Here is a 17,198-nt window from a genome sequence, read left to right as displayed (position 1 = left end):
CACGCCGGGCCGCAACGCCGCCGCGGGGTCAGTTCTTCATGCGGTAGACGTCGTAGACCCCGTCGACCCCGCGCACCGCCTTGAGCACGTGGCCCAGGTGGGTGGGGTCGGCCATCTCGAAGGTGAACCGGCTCAGCGCCACGCGGTCGCGGCTGGTCTGCACGGTGGCCGACAGGATGTTGACGTGCTGGTCGGAGAGCACCCGGGTGATGTCGGAGAGCAGCCGGGAGCGGTCCAGCGCCTCGACCTGGAGCGCGACCAGGAACATCGAGTCCTCGGTGGGCTGCCATTCGACGTCGACCATGCGTTCGGGGTCGAGGACGCTGGTGTTGACGCAGTCGCCCCGGTGGACGGAGACGCCGTTGCCGCGGGTCACGAAGCCGACGATGGGGTCGCCGGGGACCGGGGTGCAGCACTTGGACAGCCGGACCCACACGTCGGGGTCGCCCTCGACGACGACGCCCGGGTTGCCCGCGGGGCGGGGCCGGGCGCGGGTGGGCAGGGCGGATTCGGCGATGTCCTCTTCGGCGCTCTCGATGCCGCCCAGGGAGTCGACGAGCTTCTGCACGACGTTCTGGGGGCCCATGTGCCCCTCGCCGACCGCGGCGTAGAGCGAGTCGACGTCGCCGTAGCGCAGGTCGCGGGCGAGCGCCACCAGCGCCTCGCCGCTGAAGAGCCGCTTGATGGGCAGCTCCTGCTTGCGCATGACCCGGGCGATCGCGTCCTTGCCCTGCTCGATCGCGGCGTCGCGGCGCTCCTTGGTGAACCACTGGCGGATCTTGTTGCGCGCCCGTGCGCTCTTGACGAAGTTCAGCCAGTCGCGGCTGGGGCCGGCGTCGGGCGCCTTGGAGGTGAGGATCTCGACGGTCTCGCCGTTGTGCAGCTCGCTCTCCAGCGACACCAGCCGGCCGTTGACCCGGGCGCCCACGGTGCGGTGGCCGACCTCGGTGTGCACGGCGTAGCCGAAGTCGACCGCGGTGGCGCCCTGCGGCAGGGAGATGACGTCGCCCTGCGGGGTGAAGACGAACACCTCCTGCACCGACAGGTCGAAGCGCAGGGACTCCAGGAACTCGCCGGGGTCCTTGGTCTCCTGCTGCCAGTCGATGAGCTGGCGCAGCCAGGCCATGTCGCCGGCGCCCTTGGACCGGGTGTCGGCGCGGTTCTCCTTGCCGCTGGCCCGGTCCTCCTTGTACTTCCAGTGTGCGGCGATGCCGTACTCGGCGCGGCGGTGCATGGCGCGGGTGCGGATCTGCAACTCGACCGGGTTGCCGGCGGGGCCGATGACGGTCGTGTGCAGCGACTGGTACATGTTGAACTTCGGCATGGCGATGTAGTCCTTGAACCGCCCCGGCACCGGGTTCCACCGCGCGTGGATGGTCCCCAGCGCGGCGTAGCAGTCGCGGACGCTGTCGACGAGCACCCGCACGGCGACGAGGTCGTAGATCTCGTCGAAGCCGCAGTTGCGGGCGATCATCTTCTGGTAGATCGAGTAGTAGTGCTTGGGCCGACCGCGCACCGTGGCCTTGATCTTGGCCTCGCGCAGGTCGGCGGAGACCGCCTCGATCACGTCCTGGAGGTAGACGTCGCGGCGGGGCGCGCGCTCGGAGACCAGCCGCGCGATCTCGTCGAAGCGCTTGGGGTAGAGCGTGGCGAACGCGAGGTCCTCCAGCTCCCATTTGATGGTGTTCATGCCCAGGCGGTGGGCGAGGGGCGCGAAGATCTCCAGGGTCTCGCGGGCCTTCTTCTCGCGCTTGGCCTGGGGGAGGTAGCGCAGGGTGCGCATGTTGTGCAGCCGGTCGCACAACTTGATGACCAGGACCTTGATGTCGCGCGACATCGCCACGACCATCTTGCGGACGGTCTCGGCCTGGGTGGCCTCGCCGTATTTGACCTTGTCGAGCTTGGTGACGCCGTCGACCAGCTCGGCGATCTCGTCGCCGAAGTCGGCGCGCAGCTGGTCCAGGGTGTAGCTGGTGTCCTCGACGGTGTCGTGCAGCAGCGCGGCAGCCAGCGTGGGCTCCTGCATGCCCAGCTCGGCGAGGATGGTGGCGACCGCGAGGGGGTGGGTGATGTAGGGGTCGCCGCTCTTGCGCTTCTGGTGGCGGTGGTGGTGGGCGGCGACGTCGTAGGCGCGCTCGATCAGCCGCACGTCGACCTTGGGATGGGTCGCACGGACGGTCTTGATCAGTGGTTCGAGAACCGGGTTCATGGTCACCCCCCGCTGGGCGCCGAGGCGGGCGAGTCTGCGGCGTACTCGCACGGTAGAGGACGGGCCGGGCGGAGCGGCGGAGGCGGGCCGGTCATGGGCATCATCCCCTGGGGGTGCTGTGGGGGCGTCAGTGCCCTGGTCGGCGGGAGGCGGGGGCGCATGGGCGCCCGATGGCCGGACGGGCGCCGCGGAATCCGCGGCGCCCGTCCGACACTCACCGTTGGTCCCGGCGCGCGCCGGATGGTCGTGCAGCGCTGAGACCGCCTCGGTGGAAACCGCTTCGCCTGGCATGGACATCCCCTCCCGCGGTTCACCCGGCAGCGCGCCGGGGGTCGTCCCGGCGAGGCCCGCCTGGTCACATCCGTCGCGTTCGATCGGCTCACCTGTACCAACGCGCCATGGGGTTCGGGTATGCCCGCAAGTGTAGCTCTTGGGGACATCACCGCACGTCAGAGCGTATGGCTGGTCGGCCCAGCGGGCGGCGCGGGGGCGGACTCAGACCACGGAGAGGGCGTGCAACTCCACGTCGGCCAGTTTCTCGCGCCCCTGGAGGAACGCGAGTTCCATGAGGACCGAGAATCCCACGACGGTACCACCCGCTCTGCGGACCAGATCCACCGCGGCCCGTCCGGTGCCGCCGGTGGCCAGGACGTCGTCGACGATGAGGACGCGGCCACCCGGGGCGATGGCGTCGGTGTGCATCTCGACCGTCGCCGTGCCGTATTCCAGATCATAGGTCGCGCTCAGTGTATCCGAGGGCAGTTTCCCCGATTTGCGCACCGGGACGAACGCGGCGCCCAGCGCCAGCGCGATGGGGGCCGCGAGAATGAAGCCGCGGGCCTCCAGGCCGACCACGTGGTCGACGGTCGCCCCGCGGTGGCGGTCGGCGATGGCCGCGACCACGGCGCCGAAGACCTCGGGATCGGCCAGCAGCGTGGTGATGTCCTTGAACACCACGCCGGGCTGGGGGAAATCGGGGATGTCGCGGACGCTCTTGGCGATCAGCCGGTCAAGGTCCTGGGGCACGGAGGCTCACCTTCACGGTTGCGGCGGCGCACGGGGCCGGGAGGGGGCGGGGACGAGGGAGAAGGGGGTGCACACGACGGTACCGGCCCCGCCGGGCGGGACCGGTACCGTCTCAGGTCGGGCTCGGACCTACTTCGGGCCGTCGTCCTTGTTGTCGTTGCCGAAGTCGGGCCGGTCCTCGACCGGGGTGTCGTCGATCGGGTCGACGGGGGTGATCACCTCGCCGACACCGGCCTTCAGCAGCCGGATCCGCGTGCCGGGCGAGATCTCCAGTTCGACGTCGTTGTCGCGGACGTCGACCACGGTCCCGTAGAACCCGGCCTTGGTGAGCACCTCGACCCCGGGCTGGAGGCGCTGCTGGGTCTGGGCCTCGCGCTCGCGCATCTTCTTCTGCGGACGCAGGATCAGCAGCCAGAAGACCACGCCGATCAGCAGGATCATCATGACCGGCTGGACGAGGGATGCGCCGCCGGTCTGCTCGGCGGCCCCTGCGAGTATGTATTGGCCCTGCACGGGGCTGTTCCTTCCTGACGTTCGTCTCGTGGCCGCTGCCACTGCTGCGCGGCGCCCGGCCCTGCTCTTCGGATCATTTCGGGGCTGGGCCCCCGCTGTGTGACCCTGGCGGTAGGGGCATCCGAAAGCATCCGAAAAGCAGGCCCTGATGCCGGCGCTTTCCGGTTCAACGAGCGGGACCGGTCCGCGAGTTCCCTACCGGCGCCGATGTGGCCGGAGCGGCCCCAGGCCCCACCTTACGCGCCGTGGACGCCGGTGTCGGTCACGCGGTCATCACGGCCCGGCGGCGGGTGCGGCGGCGCCGTCGGCGGGCGCCCCGGCGCCGAACGCGGCGTCGGGCGGCGCCGTGAGGCCCATGTGGGCCCACGCCTCGGGGGTCGCGACCCGGCCGCGCGGCGTGCGGGCGATGAAACCGGACCGCACGAGGAAGGGCTCGGCCACCACCTCGACGGTCTCGGGCTCCTCGCCCACCGACACCGCCAGCGTGGACAGCCCGACCGGTCCGCCGCGGAAGCGCCGCAGCAGGGCGTCGAGGACGGCGCGGTCGAGCCGGTCGAGCCCCTGGACGTCGACCTCGTAGAGGCTGAGGGCGGAGCGCGCGATGTCGAGGGTCAGCCGGCCGTCGCCGCGCACGTCGGCGTAGTCGCGGACGCGGCGCAGCAGCCGGTTGGCGATGCGCGGCGTGCCCCGCGACCGCCCCGCGATCTCCGCGGCGGCGTCGTCGTCGAGGTCGGCGGCGAGCAGGCCGGCGGAGCGGCGCAGGATGAGCTCCAGCTCGTCGGCGCGGTAGAAGTCCATGTGCGCGGTGAAGCCGAACCGGTCGCGCAGCGGGGCGGGCAGCAGGCCGGCCCGGGTCGTGGCGCCGACCAGGGTGAAGGGGGCGATGTCGAGGGGGATCGCGGTGGCCCCGGGCCCCTTGCCCACCACGACGTCCACCCGGAAGTCCTCCATGGCGACGTAGAGCATCTCCTCGGCGGGCCGGGCCATGCGGTGGATCTCGTCGAGGAAGAGGACCTCGCCCTCTTGGAGGGTGGACAGGACGGCGGCGAGGTCGCCGGAGCGCTCGATCGCGGGGCCGGAGGTGATGCGCAGCGGGGCGCCAAGCTCGGCGGCGATGATCATGGCCAGGGTGGTCTTGCCCAGGCCCGGCCCGCCCGACATCAGCACGTGGTCGGGGGCGCGGCCGCGCCGCTGGGCGCCGCGCAGCACCAGCGAGAGCTGTTCGCGCACGCGCTCCTGGCCGACGAAGTCCTCCAGCCGCTTGGGGCGCAGGGCACCCTCGAGGGCGCGTTCGTCGAGGTCGGCGTCGGGAGAGACGACGTCGCGTTCGTGTTCGGCCATGGCGGGGGTCCGGCTCCTCTCAGGCACGGCTCAGCTTGCGCAGGGCGCTGCGGAGCAGCGTGGCGACGTCGGGCCGCTCCCCCGCCGCGGCCGCCTCGGGGGCGACGGCGTCGGCGGCGGATTCGGCGTCCTTGGCCGACCAGCCCAGGTTGATCAGGCCGGATACCACCTGAGGCCGCCAGGGGGCCGCCGCCGCGGTTGCGGGCGCGGCATCGGTGACCTCCGGGGCGCCCGTCTGCGGGTGGCCGAGCTTGTCACGCAGTTCCAGCACGATGCGCCGGGCGCCCTTGGGGCCGATGCCGGGCACGCGGGTGAGCGCGGCGGTGTCCTCGGCGGCGACCGCGGCGCGCAGTGCGTCGGGGGTGTGCACCGCGAGCATCGCCAGCGCCAGGCGCGGGCCGACCCCGCCGGCGGTCTGGAGGCGCTCGAAGACGTCGCGCTCGTCGTCGTCGGCGAAGCCGAACAGGGTCAGCGACTCCTCGCGCACGACCAGGGAGGTGGCGACGGTGGCGGTGTCGCCGACGCGCAGCCCGGCGAGGGTGGCGGGGGTGCACTGCACGGTCATGCCGACACCGCCCACCTCGATCACGGCGGTGCCGCCGCCTCGGGCGGCCACCCGGCCGCTGAGGAACGCGATCACGCTTCGGTCACCTCTTCCCGGGGTCGGTGGTGGCGGTGGCGCGGGCCCGGCGGGCGAGTTCGACCTTGCGGGCGAACTCCTGCTGCGCCGCCGCGACGCGGGCCTGCGCCCCGCCGCGCCAGATGTGGCAGATGGCCAGGGCGACGGCGTCGGCGGCGTCGGCCGGCTTGGGGGCGGCGTCCAGGTGCAGCAGCCGGGCGACCATGGTCTGCACCTGCGCCTTCTCGGCTCGGCCGCTGCCGGTGACGGCGGCCTTGACCTCGCTGGGGGTGTGCAGGGCGACGGGCAGCCCGCGCCGGGCCGCGCAGGTGATGGCGATGGCGCTGGCCTGGGCGGTGCCCATGACGGTGCTGACGTTGTGCTGGGCGAAGACGCGTTCGACCGCGACGGCTTCGGGGGCATGGGAGTCGAGCCAGCCCTCGATGCCGCGTTCGATGCCGAGCAGGCGCGCGGCGAGGTCGCCGTCGGGCGGGGTGCGCACGACACCGGCGGCGACGAATGCCAGCGGCCGGCCGATCGCGCCGTCGACCACCCCCACGCCGCAGCGGGTCAGGCCGGGGTCGATCCCCAGAACTCGCACGCGTCTCCTCCGTCGCACCGGGTCCGCCGGGCTCGAACGCCCGTTCGCAGTCCCCGAGCCTACCGGTGTGCGGGGACGGGCGGACGGGCGACATGCGCGGGCGGGCGCCGCATCGCGCCCTGCTGTCAGGCTCCGCTGTTGCGGCGCAGGGCGGCGATGTCGTCGGAGGTGCGGGCGACCGCGATGGCCAGTTCCAGCCCGACCCGGCCCAGCAGGACCGAGATACCGCCCGCGGCCAGCGCGCCGAGCACGGACAGCAGCGAGGACACGGGGGTGACCACGATCGAGGCGAAGGCGCCGACCACGCCGGTGAAGGTGACGACGCCGACGAGGACGAGCCAGATCAGGAACAGGGTCCTGGCGAACTGCACGGTGACGAACCGGGTGAAGTTCAGGTCGAACAGGGCCCCGAAGAACCCCTGGCCCTGCGGCTGCGCCGTGCCGGGGGGCGGGGTCGCGGGGCCCGATGTGCCGCCCTGGTAGGGGGCGCCGCCGCCCTGCGGCTGCTGCTGGTAGGGCTGCTGCTGGTACCCGGGCTGCTGGCCGTACTGCTCGTAGGGGTTGTCGCCGGGGGTGGTCATAGCGGACTGCTCCAAGGGGGAGACTGCGGGCGGGATGCCCGGCCCGGGGTCGCGAACGGGGGCCGTCGGACCCGGAGGGGCCCGGGCGACGGGGCCGGGGCCGCGCGGAGGCGGCCGATGGACACCCTATCGAGCCCGGGTGAACGCCTCGGGCCCCGCTCGAGAGAGCGGGGCCCGAGGCGAACGTGCGTGGCCGCGGTCGGCGGCCGGTCAGCCGATCTTCTCGAGGACGTCCTCGGGGATGTCGGCGTTGGTGAAGACGTTCTGGACGTCGTCGGAGTCCTCCAGGGCGTCGACGACGCGCATGACCTTCTTGGCGTCGTCCTCGCCCAGGGGGACCTCCATGCTCGGCAGGAAGGAGCTCTCGGCGGACTCGTAGTCGATCCCGGCCTCTTGGAGCGCGGAGCGCACGGCGACGAGGTCGGTGGCCTCGCACACCACCTCGAAGGCCTCGCCGAGGTCGTTGACGTCCTCGGCCCCTGCGTCGAGGACCGCGAGCGTGACGTCGTCCTCGCTGGTGCCCTCCTTGGGCACGATCACGACGCCCTTGCGGTTGAACAGGTAGGACACCGAGCCGGCGTCGGCCATGGACCCGCCGTTGCGGGTGACGGCCACGCGCACCTCGGAGGCGGCGCGGTTGCGGTTGTCGGTCAGGCACTCGACCAGCAGCGCCACCCCGCCGGGGGCGTAGCCCTCGTACATGATGGTCTGCCACTCGGCGCCGCCGGCCTCTTCGCCGGAGCCGCGCTTGCGGGCGCGCTCGATGTTGTCCAGCGGCACGGAGTTCTTGCGGGCCTTCTGGATGGCGTCGTACAGGGTGGGGTTGCCGTCAGGGTCCCCGCCGCCCGTACGCGCTGCGACCTCGACGTTCTTGATCAGCTTGGCGAAGAGCTTGCCGCGCTTGGCGTCGATGACCGCCTTCTTGTGCTTGGTGGTGGCCCACTTTGAGTGGCCGCTCATACCGTTCCTTTCACCATGTCGACGAAGAGCCGGTGGATACGCGGGTCCCCGGTGAGTTCGGGATGGAATGAGGTGGCCAGCAGCCCCCCCTGTCGTACCGCGACGATCCTACCGGCCCGGTCCCCGTCGGTGAGCTGTCCGAGGACGCGCACGCCGGAGCCGACCTCCTCGACCCAGGGGGCGCGGATGAACACGGCGTCGACATCGGGCCCCTCAACGCCGTCGACGGCGACCCGGCCCTCGAAGGACTCGGTCTGGCGGCCGAACGCGTTGCGGCGCACGGTCATGTCGATCCCGCCGATGGTCTGCTGGTCGGCGGTGCCGTCGATGATGCGGTCGGCCAGCAGGATCATCCCCGCGCAGGTCCCGAAGGCGGGCAGGCCTTCGCGGATGTGCTTGCGCAGCGGCTCCATCAGCTCGTAGCGGACCGCGAGCTTGGACATGGTGGTCGACTCGCCGCCCGGGATGACGATGCCGTCGACCCCGTCGAGTTCGGCGGCCCGCAGCACCGGCACGGCCGTGACACCGAGCCCGTCGAGGACGCGCAGGTGCTCTGCGGTGTCGCCCTGGAGGGCGAGCACCCCGATGGTGGGTGTGGCGGTCAACGGAGAACAACCTCGCTCGGGATCGTGGGGACGGACGGGCACGCGCCGGTGGTGCGGGCCGCGGCGCGGCCCGCACGGGCGCGGGTGCCGGGTGCGCCGGCTACCAGCCGCGTCCGGCGTAGCGCTGGCCGTCGGAGAGGTCGTCGAGGTTGATCCCGACCATGGCCTCGCCGAGCCCGCGGGACACCTTGGCGATGACCTCGGGGTCGTTGTAGTGCAGGGTCGCCTGGACGATGGCGTCGGCGCGCTTGGCGGGGTCGCCGGACTTGAAGATGCCCGAGCCGACGAATACGCTCTCGGCGCCGAGCTGGCGCATCAGCGCGGCGTCGGCGGGCGTGGCGACGCCGCCGGCGGAGAACAGCGGCACAGGCAGCTTGCCCAGGCGCGCGACCTCCTTGACGACGTCATAGGGGGCGCGGAACTCCTTGGCGGCGCCGAACAGCTCGGCCTCGTCGAGGGTGCCGAGGCGCTTGATCTCGGAGCGGATGGACCGCATGTGCCGGGTGGCCTCGACGACGTTGCCGGTGCCGGCCTCGCCCTTGGAGCGGATCATGGCCGCGCCCTCGCCGATGCGGCGCAGCGCCTCGCCGATGTTGGTGGCCCCGCACACGAACGGGACGGTGAAGGCCCACTTGTCGATGTGGTAGGCCTCGTCGGCGGGGGTGAGGACCTCCGACTCGTCGATGAAGTCGACGCCGAGGGACTCCAGGACCTGCGCCTCGACGAAGTGCCCGATGCGCACCTTGGCCATGACCGGGATGGAGACGGCTTCGACGATGCCGTCGATCATGTCGGGGTCGGACATGCGCGCGACGCCGCCGTCCTTGCGGATGTCGGCGGGCACCCGCTCCAGCGCCATGACCGCGACGGCTCCGGCGTCCTCGGCGATCTTGGCCTGCTCCGGGGTGACCACATCCATGATCACGCCGTTCTTGAGCTGTTCTGCCATGCCTCGCTTGACGCGGGTGGTGCCGACCGTGCTCGCGGTCGGGGTGTCAGCGGTGTTGGTCACGGTGGCGGACTCCAAGTTCTGGGCGGACATGAGGTGGCACCTCGATGCGCGGAGGACGTTTCGTCGGGGGCGGGGCTGCGGCGTGCGGCCGCCGGTCGCCTCTGCGATCCAATGGTAGAACACCCCCTCGCGCCCTTTTCAGGACATATCGGCGTACGCCGCGGCCACATCCTTACAGTCTGTCGCGACCCACTGGCACGCCTGAGGAGAAGGCCCTTCGCCCCGGCCACTTCTGAGAACACCGGGCGGGGGCCGATTCTTCCGATGAGGGCGCACGCGGCCGCGGTGGTGCCCGCCCCCGTTCCTCAGTCGCGCGGTCGCGGCGGCTCGTCGTCCATCTCGAAGAACTCCGGCAGGGGCGCGCTGCCGGCCAGGCGCAGGGCCCGCACGAGGCGGTCGGCCCGGGCGGCGCGGGTGGCGGCGACGGCGTCGTTGTAGAAGCGCCGGGCGAGGTACACGCGCTTGGCCGCGGCCTCCGCCGCAGCGGGCAGCTCGCCACCGGGGTCGCCGCCGGCCGCCAGCCCGGCGCCGAAGCCGGGCTGCTCCATGACGGCGCGCAGCGCCCGGGAGACCGTGCTCTCCGCCAGCTCGCGTTCGCCTGGGTCCCCGGCCAGCCGCGGGCGGACCGCGGCGTCGGCGAGCAGCACCGCCGAGGCGGGTTCCAGCCCGGGTGCGGCGGCGAGCTCCAGCACGGCCGCGGCGCGCCGGGCCAGAGCGGCGTCGAGCGCGGCGGTCGCGGTCTCCACCCGCACGTGCAGCCGGTCCAGGCGGGAGGCCCGCCACTGGATGTAGCCGCTGAGCAGCACGGTCAGGACGATGACGGCGGCGGCGAGCCAGGCCTGCCCGGCGCCGGCCGGCCCGGTCACGGCGTCGACCCACCCGCCGTCGGCCGGCGCGGTCACGGCGGCGCCCAAGGGTCGCGGCGGCCGGCGGTGACCGGCCCGGCGGCGGGGCCCGCCGGCAGGACGGTCTCGTAGACGCGCACGACGTCGGCCGCGACGGTGGGCCAGTCGTAGGCGCGCACCGCCGCGCGCGCCGCCTCCGAGAGCTTCCGGCGGCGCTCGGGGTCGTCGAGCAGCAGCGCGGCGCCGCGCGCCAGGTCGGCGGGGTCGCCGGTGGCGAACAGCTCCCCCGCGCCGCCGTTGTCGAGCACCCGCCGGAAAGCGGGGATGTCGCTGGCCAGGATCGCCGCCCCGGCCGACATCGCCTCGGCGAGGACGATCCCGAAGCTCTCTCCCCCGAGGTTGGGCGCGCAGAAGACGTCCACCGAGTGGTAGGCCCGGACCTTGTCGGCGTCGTCGACCCGGCCGAGCGCGACGACCCGGTCGCGGATCCCGGCGGGCATCCGCTCGCTCAGGTCGCCGGTCTCCCCGGGCCCCGCGATGAGCAGCCGCAGGCCGGGGCGTTCGGCCGCGAGCCGGGAGAACCCCTCCAGCAGCACGGGCAGGCCCTTGCGGGGCTCGTCCAGCCGCCCCAGGAAGCCGATGGCGCCGCCGTCGCCGGGCCAGCCGGGCAGCGGCGCGCCGCCGGTGAAGCGCCGGACCGCGACCCCGTTGGGGATCAGGACGGCGTCGCCGCCGAGGTGCTCGACCAGGGTGGTGCGGGCGGCCTCGGAGACCGCGATGCGCCCGTTGATCTTCTCCAGGGCGGTGCGCAGGGCGGCGGCCGAGACCGCCATGGCGCGCGAGCGGGGGTTGGCGGTGTGGAAGGTGGCGACGATGGGGCCCTCGGCCACCCAGCAGGCGAGCAGCGACAGGCTGGGGGCGGCCGGCTCGTGGACGTGCAGGAGGTCGAAGGCGCCTTCGCGGATCCAGCGGCGCACCCGCGCGGCGGCGCGGAAGCCGAACGCCAGCCGGGCCACCGACCCGTTGTAGGGCACCGGCACGGCGCGCCCGGCGGGGACGATGTGCTCCGGAAGCTCGGTTTCGGCGTCGCAGGGTGTCAGCACCGACACCTCGTGGCCCAGGTCCAGCAGCGCCTCGGCGAGGTCGCCGACGTGCTGCTGCACGCCGCCGGGGACCTCCCAGGTGTAGGGGCAGACCAGGCCGATGCGCATCGTCACCGGTTCTCCGGGGCGGCGGGCGCGGGCCCGGGCGCCGGGGAGGGCCCGGCGGCGGCCGTGGCGGTGCCGGGGCCGAGGTCGGCGCTGAACACGCGCTGGAGCATGTGCCAGTCCTCGGGGTGCTCGGCGATGGCGCCCTCGAACACCGCCGCGAGCCCCTGGGTCATCTCCCGCACCCGCGCGGCGCGGTCGCCCGCGGCCGGCGGGGGGATCTCCTCGTGCACCCGGATGCACCAGCGGTCGCCCTCGTACCACAGCGACACCGGCATCAGGGCCGCGCCGGTCCCCAGCGCGAGGGCCGCGGGGCCGGCCGGGAACCGCGCGGGCTCTCCGAAGAGCTCGACCTCCACCCCGTGGTCGGTGAGGTCGCGGTCGGCGAGCAGGCACACGAGCCGGCCTGCGCGCAGCCGCCGGGCCAGCCGTCCCGCGGTCCCTGCGCCGTCGCCGGTCAGCGGCAGCACCTCCATGCCCAGGCCTTCGCGGAAGGCGGTGAAGCGCTCGTAGACGCTCTCGGGGCGCAGGCGTTCGGCGACGGTGGTCAGCGGGATGCCCCGCAGCGCGATCCAGGCTCCGGCGTGGTCCCAGTTGCCCATGTGCGGGAGGGCGGCGACGACCCCGCGGCCGGCCCGGATGTGGTCTTCGAGCACGTCGACGCCGGTCGCGTCGGTGCGCCCGAGGATCACCTCGCGCGGGGTGTGGGCCAGGCGGAACATCTCGTGGAAGTAGCGGAGGTAGGAGCGCATCCCGGCGCGGGAGAGCGCGCGCAGCTGCGCCTGTGTGGCACCGGGCCCGGCGACACGGCGCAGGTTGGCCTCCAGCCGGCGCAGGCCGTCGGTGCGCGAGCGCCACGCGTGGTCGGCGATGCGGTCGAAGACGCGCCGGCCGGTGCGTTCGGGGACGGCGCCGAGGGCCCGCCAGGCCACCGCGTACAGCGCCGCCGCCGACCGGTCGCCCAGGCCGACGTCGGCGCCCGCACCGCCTTCCCCTCCCCCGCGCCCGGTCACGGCGCCTCCGCGTCGCCGACACGGCGGCTCGGCTCGCTCAGCCGGGCCCGGGTCTCGACCAGCCGCTGGGCGATGGTCAGCGCGCACAGCAGGGCGAGGATCCACAGCCCGGCTTCCATGACGTAGGGGACGCCCAGGCCGCCCAGGCCCACCGAGACCAGGACGATCACCAGCCGCTCGGAGCGCTCGGCGATCCCGACATCGCAGTTGACGCCCAGCCCTTCGGCCCGGGCCTTGATGTAGGAGACGCCGAACCCGCCGACCAGGCAGAACAGGACCACGCCGGCGAGGACCGGGTCGTCTCCCCCGGTGGTGAACCACAACAGCAGGCCGCTGAAGACGGCGGCGTCGGAGAGCCGGTCCAGGGTGGAGTCCAGGAACGCCCCCCACGGGCTGGCGGAGTCCGAGGCGCGGGCGACGGCGCCGTCGAGCATGTCGAACAGCACGAAAACGGTGACGACGGCCGAGCCGACGTAAAGGTCACCCCGCGGGTAGAAGAACAGCGCACTGGCGAGCACGCCGATGGCGCCCGTGAGCGTGACCATGGTGGGGGTGATGCCGGCGCGGGCGAGCAGCCGGCCGATGGGCAGCATCACCCGGGCGATCAGGGGGCGAAGTTTTCTCAGCATGGCTTCTTCAGATCGTAGGGTCGGCGGCCCGCGGCGGCGGTGCGGCACTCCGCCGCGGGAGAGGGGCGGAGCGGGGTCTCACATGGGTGCGCCGATCCGGCAGGCAGGGGTCCCGCCCGGCATGCGGTGCCGGTGGCGCGCCACCCACCGGTAGACGGCGGCGCCGGCGGCGCGGCCGGGCGCGCGGCGCAGCGCCCAGCCAGCGGGCGCCCACAGGGGGCTGTGCAGGAGCAGCGCGGCGATCGCGTCGGCCCCGCCCCAGACCCGGCGGCCGTCGGGGTGCAGCAGCAGGACCTCGCGCTGGGCGCGGTCGCGTTCGGCCGGGGCGAGGTCGCTGAACTGCCAGGGCACCACAGTGATCCCGGGGGCGACGTGCCGTTGCAGGAACTCGGCGCTGCTGCTGCAAAAGGCGCAGTCGCCGTCGAAAATGAGGACGGGGCCGCGTGGCTCGGTGGTGGTCATGGCTTCTCCGCTCACGTCCATCGGCCGGTTCAGGGTTCCGGCCACGACGCGGCGAGCGCCTCGCGGGTCTGGCGGAGCAGTTCGGGAAGGACCTTGGTCCTCCCGATGACGGGCATGAAGTTGGTGTCGCCGCCCCAGCGGGGCACGATGTGCTGGTGCAGGTGGGCGGCGATGCCGGCGCCCGCGGGGGCGCCGAGGTTCATCCCGACGTTGAACCCCTGGGGCGCCGATGCCCGGCGCAGTGCGGTGATCCCGGCCTGGGTGAGCGCGGCCAGCTCGGCGGTCTCGGCGTCGTCGAGGTCGGTGTAGTCGGCGACGTGCCGGTAGGGGCAGATGAGCAGGTGCCCGCTGTTGTACGGGTAGAGGTTGAGGACCGCGAAGGCGGCCTTGCCCCGCGCCACGATGAGGGCGTCGTCGTCGGGGAGCCGAGGGGCGCGGCAGAAGGGGCAGCCGTCGCCGGGGCCGGCGCCCGCGGGCTTGTTCTCGCCCTTGATGTAGGCCATGCGGTGCGGGGTCCACAGCCGTTCGTAGCCGTCGGGGTCGGCATCGGGCGAGAGGGCCGCTCCACCGCCGACACCGGCCGCGTGGTCGTGCTCGTCTCGGTCCGTCATGCCAGCCCCTTCCGACTCCGCGGTTCCCAGCATAGAAGTCCGCGCCGCCCCGAGTGACACGGAGCGACGCGGCGTGGCCGACAAACCCCAACAGCATGTCGACCGGAACAGCTCAAGCTCAGGAGGCGGCGGCCTCCGTGCCCTCCGTCCCCTCTGTGCGCTCGGAGTAGCGGCTGCTGAGCTGGACCGGCGGGGACTTCTTGGCGCGGCGCCGGAGCAGCTGGAGGATCTCGACGAACAGCGAGAAGCCCATGGCGGTGTAGATGTAGCCCTTCGGCACGTGGAAGCCGAGCCCGTCGGCGACCAGGGTCATGCCGATGAGCAGCAGGAACGCCAGCGCCAGCATCTTGACCGTCGGGTGGGCGTTGACGAAGTTGCTGAGCGGGGTGGCGGACACGAGCATGACGACGACCGCGATGACCACCGCCGCGACCATGACCCAGATGCCGTTGGGCTGGTCGCCGATCATGCCGACCGCGGTGATCACGGAGTCGAGGGAGAACACCACGTCGAGCGCGACGATCTGGAGGACGACCGCGCCGAAGGCGGCCCGCACCTTGGATCCGGCGTGGTCCTCCTCCCCCTCCAGGCTCTCGTGGATCTCGTAGGTGGCCTTGCCGATGAGGAAGAGGCCGCCGATGAGCAGGATGAGCGACTGGCCGCTGAAGTCATGGCCGAAGAGGGTGAACAGCGGCGTGGTCAGCCGCATGATCCAGGTGATGGAGGCGAGCAGCAGCAGCCGGGAGATGAGGGCGAGGGCGATGCCGAGCTTGCGGGCCCGGTCGCGCTGGTGCTCGGGGAGTTTTCCGGCGAGGATCGAGATGAAGACGAGGTTGTCGATCCCGAGCACGATCTCCAGCGCTGTGAGCGTGAGGAATCCGACGATGAGGTCCGTGGCCATGGGGGTGCGTACTCCGGGGTGGGTTCGGGGCGCGAGCCCAGGAATCTAGGGATACCTGCGTAAGCCAGGTGTAAAGACCGCACACCGGGCCCGGGGCGCGGAGCGCGCCCGGCGGGTATGGGCTGCCGCCCCGGGGCGGGGGGCGTCACCGGTGTCCGGCACCTGCGGCTGTCCGACGTTCCCGGGGCGTCCGGGGTTCCCTTGAGGCCGGATCCGGCCGGATCCGGTGCGCTTCCGCTCCCTGGTCCGCACCCCGGCCACGGGGGTGCGGACCGGAGTTTCAGCCGGTACCGAGCCCCAGCAGGGTGCGCAAATGGCGCGGTGACGGCGAGCCGTGGGCCAGCAGAGCGTCGTGGATCTCGCGGCGCGCGGCCCCGGGCCGCGCCTCGGCGAGGTCGCGGGCGAGGTCGGCGACCTCGCGGTAGCCGACGTAGTAGGTGGACAGCTGCGCGCTGGTGAGCTGGGCGCGCCGCCATTTGCCCGCGGCCTCGCCCTCTTCCTGGTGGCCGCGCTCGATGAGCAGCGTCATGGCCTCGGCCTCGGTCATCCCGCGGGCGTGCGTGCGCACGTCGAGGATGGCATTGATGATCATCCGCAGCCGCATCTTGAGCTGCACGAGGCGCAGCCGGAGGTCGTCGCCGTCCCCGCCGGAGGCGCTCCAGCCCAGGCCGGCCAGGACCTCTTCGGTGTAGACGGCCCAGCCCTCGATGAAGGTGCCGCTCCACAGTGCCCGGCGGATGCGGGTGCCGCCCTGGTACCCGGCGGCGTGGGCGAGCTGGAGCGCGTGGCCGGGTACCCCCTCGTGGACCATGAGGTTGCGCAGCATGACGCTGTTGTACTCGCGGTAGAAGGAGGCGCGGCGCTCCTCGGTCCAGTCGTCGGGCGGCGGGGCGACGGCGATGAGGGTGGGCTCGCCGTTGGCGGGGGCGAGGGGTCCGGGCGGGTCGCAGTAGGCGACGGCCACGCCGCGGCGCGCCTCGGGCATGTCGATGATGCGGACGGGGTGGTCGGGGACGGTCGCGAAGCCGACGTCGCCGATGCGCTCGATGAGGTGGTCGAACGCCTCCTGGCAGGCGGGGCGGATGGTGTCGGCGGTGGAGGCGTGGTCGGCGGCGAGCCGGTCGAGGACCTCGCGCACCTGGCCGGGGAAGGGGGGCCGGCCGTCGTAGGCGGCGGCGACCTCGGCGATCTCCTCCTCGGTGGCCAGCAGGTCGCTTTCGGCGCGGGTCAGCAGCGCGTCCTCGGTCAGCTCCGAGTCGAGCGTGTACCAGAGCTGGGCGGCGTAGAAGCGCCCACCCAGGCGGGGGTCGGCGGTGGCGCGCTCCGCCTCCTGCTCCAGCCAGCCGGCGAAGGCGTGCACCGCGTCGGCCGCGGCGTCGCGGGCGGGCTCCACCTCGCCGCGCAGGGCGGGCGCCTGCTCCAGCAGGGTGTCGACCCCGGCGCCGAGCAGCGCGGCCGCGCCGCGCGCCTGGGCGATGGCGGTCTCGACGTGCACCCGCGGCATTCCGGGGCCGTCGCCGAGGCGCTCGCGCGCGGTGGCGAGGTGGCCGGGCACGGCCCGGCAGCGTGCCGCGAGCGCCCGCAGCCGGTCCTCGGGGGGCTGGGTGCCGCGCTCGATGAGCGCGTAGAGGGCGTCGCCCGGGAGGTGGACGAGCGGGTCCCACGTGTGCGGGCGCAGCTCGGTGAGGCGCCACAGGTCCGCTGAGACGCGGTTGCGCAGCATCTCCAGGTCGACCCGGTCGGCGGCGGGCAGCAGGAGGTCGTCGATCTCGTCGAGCGCCCCGAGGGCGTCGGTGAGCATCGCCGCCTTGCGCGCGTCGGCCTCGGCGGAGTGGTCGGACAGGCGGTCGGAGAACCGCTGGTCGCCGAGTTCACTCGCCCACTCCGGGGAGGCTTCGAGGAGGGCGTCGAGGATGCGGGTCCCGGCGTCGTGGAACCGGTCGGTCATGGCGTTGGCGCCCGGGTCGGACCCGCCGTCGGGCCCGCCCTGCGGTGGATTCGCAGTCATCGCCTGCCATCTTGCCCTGTCGCGCCATGACGCGCACTCCCCGCACCCGCTGGT

At 73.3% G+C, this 17,198-nt stretch carries 18 protein-coding genes; all 18 read right to left on the bottom strand.

Translation table 11 applies throughout. The features are described from left to right. Window positions 1–28: 28 nt before the first annotated feature. Entirely contained in the window at window positions 29–2,209 is a 2,181-nt protein-coding gene (locus ACFOVU_RS07500) for a RelA/SpoT family protein (protein ID WP_378531116.1), read from the bottom strand. A gap of 495 nt (window positions 2,210–2,704) precedes the next feature. Next, complete coding sequence (locus tag ACFOVU_RS07495; RefSeq protein ID WP_378531114.1) at window positions 2,705–3,235, bottom strand: adenine phosphoribosyltransferase; 531 nt, start codon at window positions 3,233–3,235, stop codon at window positions 2,705–2,707. A gap of 129 nt (window positions 3,236–3,364) precedes the next feature. Further along, window positions 3,365–3,748, bottom strand: a complete 384-nt coding sequence (yajC, locus tag ACFOVU_RS07490; RefSeq protein ID WP_378531112.1) for a preprotein translocase subunit YajC — start codon at window positions 3,746–3,748, stop codon at window positions 3,365–3,367. A 273-nt stretch (window positions 3,749–4,021) separates the two neighbouring features. Beyond that, complete coding sequence (ruvB, locus tag ACFOVU_RS07485) at window positions 4,022–5,089, bottom strand: Holliday junction branch migration DNA helicase RuvB (RefSeq protein ID WP_378531110.1); 1,068 nt, start codon at window positions 5,087–5,089, stop codon at window positions 4,022–4,024. A 19-nt stretch (window positions 5,090–5,108) separates the two neighbouring features. Then, the gene (gene ruvA / locus ACFOVU_RS07480) at window positions 5,109–5,729 is read right to left on the bottom strand and encodes a Holliday junction branch migration protein RuvA (protein WP_378531108.1); all 621 of its coding nucleotides are present in this window, start codon (window positions 5,727–5,729) and stop codon (window positions 5,109–5,111) included. 7 nt (window positions 5,730–5,736) lie between these two features. Beyond that, window positions 5,737–6,309: a crossover junction endodeoxyribonuclease RuvC gene (gene ruvC / locus ACFOVU_RS07475; RefSeq protein WP_378531106.1), complete on the bottom strand. Its 573-nt coding sequence runs from the start codon at window positions 6,307–6,309 to the stop codon at window positions 5,737–5,739. 125 nt (window positions 6,310–6,434) lie between these two features. Then, window positions 6,435–6,890 carry a DUF4282 domain-containing protein gene (locus ACFOVU_RS07470; RefSeq protein ID WP_378531104.1) on the bottom strand — a complete coding sequence of 152 codons (456 nt, stop codon included), beginning with the start codon at window positions 6,888–6,890 and terminating at the stop codon, window positions 6,435–6,437. A gap of 210 nt (window positions 6,891–7,100) precedes the next feature. Beyond that, window positions 7,101–7,850 carry a YebC/PmpR family DNA-binding transcriptional regulator gene (locus ACFOVU_RS07465; RefSeq protein WP_378531102.1) on the bottom strand — a complete coding sequence of 250 codons (750 nt, stop codon included), beginning with the start codon at window positions 7,848–7,850 and terminating at the stop codon, window positions 7,101–7,103. After that, window positions 7,847–8,455, bottom strand: coding sequence for a pyridoxal 5'-phosphate synthase glutaminase subunit PdxT (gene pdxT / locus ACFOVU_RS07460; protein ID WP_378531100.1), 609 nt, complete (start codon window positions 8,453–8,455; stop codon window positions 7,847–7,849). The genes ACFOVU_RS07465 and pdxT overlap by 4 nt, the downstream gene beginning before the upstream one ends. 100 nt (window positions 8,456–8,555) lie before the next feature. After that, window positions 8,556–9,482 carry a pyridoxal 5'-phosphate synthase lyase subunit PdxS gene (gene pdxS / locus ACFOVU_RS07455; RefSeq protein ID WP_378531230.1) on the bottom strand — a complete coding sequence of 309 codons (927 nt, stop codon included), beginning with the start codon at window positions 9,480–9,482 and terminating at the stop codon, window positions 8,556–8,558. Between the two features lie 290 nt (window positions 9,483–9,772). Next, window positions 9,773–10,279, bottom strand: a complete 507-nt coding sequence (locus tag ACFOVU_RS07450; protein WP_378531229.1) for a hypothetical protein — start codon at window positions 10,277–10,279, stop codon at window positions 9,773–9,775. 86 nt (window positions 10,280–10,365) lie between these two features. After that, entirely contained in the window at window positions 10,366–11,523 is a 1,158-nt protein-coding gene (locus ACFOVU_RS07445) for a glycosyltransferase family 4 protein (RefSeq protein ID WP_378531227.1), read from the bottom strand. 2 nt (window positions 11,524–11,525) lie between these two features. Continuing rightward, on the bottom strand, window positions 11,526–12,485 hold the full coding sequence (locus tag ACFOVU_RS07440) for a phosphatidylinositol mannoside acyltransferase (protein ID WP_378531225.1): 960 nt from the start codon (window positions 12,483–12,485) through the stop codon (window positions 11,526–11,528). Window positions 12,486–12,529: 44 nt separating this feature from the next. After that, a complete protein-coding gene (gene pgsA / locus ACFOVU_RS07435; RefSeq protein ID WP_378531098.1) occupies window positions 12,530–13,162 on the bottom strand; it encodes a phosphatidylinositol phosphate synthase in 633 nt (210 codons plus the stop codon). Window positions 13,163–13,240: 78 nt separating this feature from the next. Continuing rightward, window positions 13,241–13,624 carry a thiol-disulfide oxidoreductase DCC family protein gene (locus ACFOVU_RS07430; protein WP_378531096.1) on the bottom strand — a complete coding sequence of 128 codons (384 nt, stop codon included), beginning with the start codon at window positions 13,622–13,624 and terminating at the stop codon, window positions 13,241–13,243. Window positions 13,625–13,653: 29 nt separating this feature from the next. Next, the gene (locus ACFOVU_RS07425) at window positions 13,654–14,235 is read right to left on the bottom strand and encodes an HIT family protein (protein ID WP_378531094.1); all 582 of its coding nucleotides are present in this window, start codon (window positions 14,233–14,235) and stop codon (window positions 13,654–13,656) included. Window positions 14,236–14,353: 118 nt separating this feature from the next. Next, a complete protein-coding gene (locus tag ACFOVU_RS07420; RefSeq protein ID WP_378531092.1) occupies window positions 14,354–15,136 on the bottom strand; it encodes a TerC family protein in 783 nt (260 codons plus the stop codon). Window positions 15,137–15,416: 280 nt separating this feature from the next. Beyond that, a complete protein-coding gene (locus tag ACFOVU_RS07415) occupies window positions 15,417–17,084 on the bottom strand; it encodes a DUF885 domain-containing protein (protein WP_378531223.1) in 1,668 nt (555 codons plus the stop codon). Between the last annotated feature and the right edge of the window lie 114 nt (window positions 17,085–17,198).

The sequence above is a fragment of the Nocardiopsis sediminis genome (assembly GCF_042650565.1).
In the GTDB taxonomy this organism is placed as follows: Bacteria; Actinomycetota; Actinomycetes; order Streptosporangiales; family Streptosporangiaceae; genus Nocardiopsis_B; species Nocardiopsis_B sediminis.
The sequence above is the reverse complement of the archived record's forward strand: the minus strand, read 5'-3'. Positions and strand labels throughout refer to the sequence as shown.

Bases quoted from the DNA above. Each gene is read 5' to 3' on its own strand.
- ACFOVU_RS07500 (WP_378531116.1), bottom strand. From the start codon at position 2,209: ATGAACCCGGTTCTCGAACCACTGATCAAGACCGTCCGTGCGACCCAT.
- ruvB (WP_378531110.1), bottom strand. From the start codon at position 5,089: ATGGCCGAACACGAACGCGACGTCGTCTCTCCCGACGCCGACCTCGAC.
- ACFOVU_RS07470 (WP_378531104.1), bottom strand. From the start codon at position 6,890: ATGACCACCCCCGGCGACAACCCCTACGAGCAGTACGGCCAGCAGCCC.
- ACFOVU_RS07465 (WP_378531102.1), bottom strand. From the start codon at position 7,850: ATGAGCGGCCACTCAAAGTGGGCCACCACCAAGCACAAGAAGGCGGTC.
- ACFOVU_RS07445 (WP_378531227.1), bottom strand. From the start codon at position 11,523: ATGCGCATCGGCCTGGTCTGCCCCTACACCTGGGAGGTCCCCGGCGGC.
- pgsA (WP_378531098.1), bottom strand. From the start codon at position 13,162: ATGCTGAGAAAACTTCGCCCCCTGATCGCCCGGGTGATGCTGCCCATC.
- ACFOVU_RS07430 (WP_378531096.1), bottom strand. From the start codon at position 13,624: ATGACCACCACCGAGCCACGCGGCCCCGTCCTCATTTTCGACGGCGAC.
- ACFOVU_RS07425 (WP_378531094.1), bottom strand. From the start codon at position 14,235: ATGACGGACCGAGACGAGCACGACCACGCGGCCGGTGTCGGCGGTGGA.
- ACFOVU_RS07420 (WP_378531092.1), bottom strand. From the start codon at position 15,136: ATGGCCACGGACCTCATCGTCGGATTCCTCACGCTCACAGCGCTGGAG.
- ACFOVU_RS07415 (WP_378531223.1), bottom strand. From the start codon at position 17,084: ATGACCGACCGGTTCCACGACGCCGGGACCCGCATCCTCGACGCCCTC.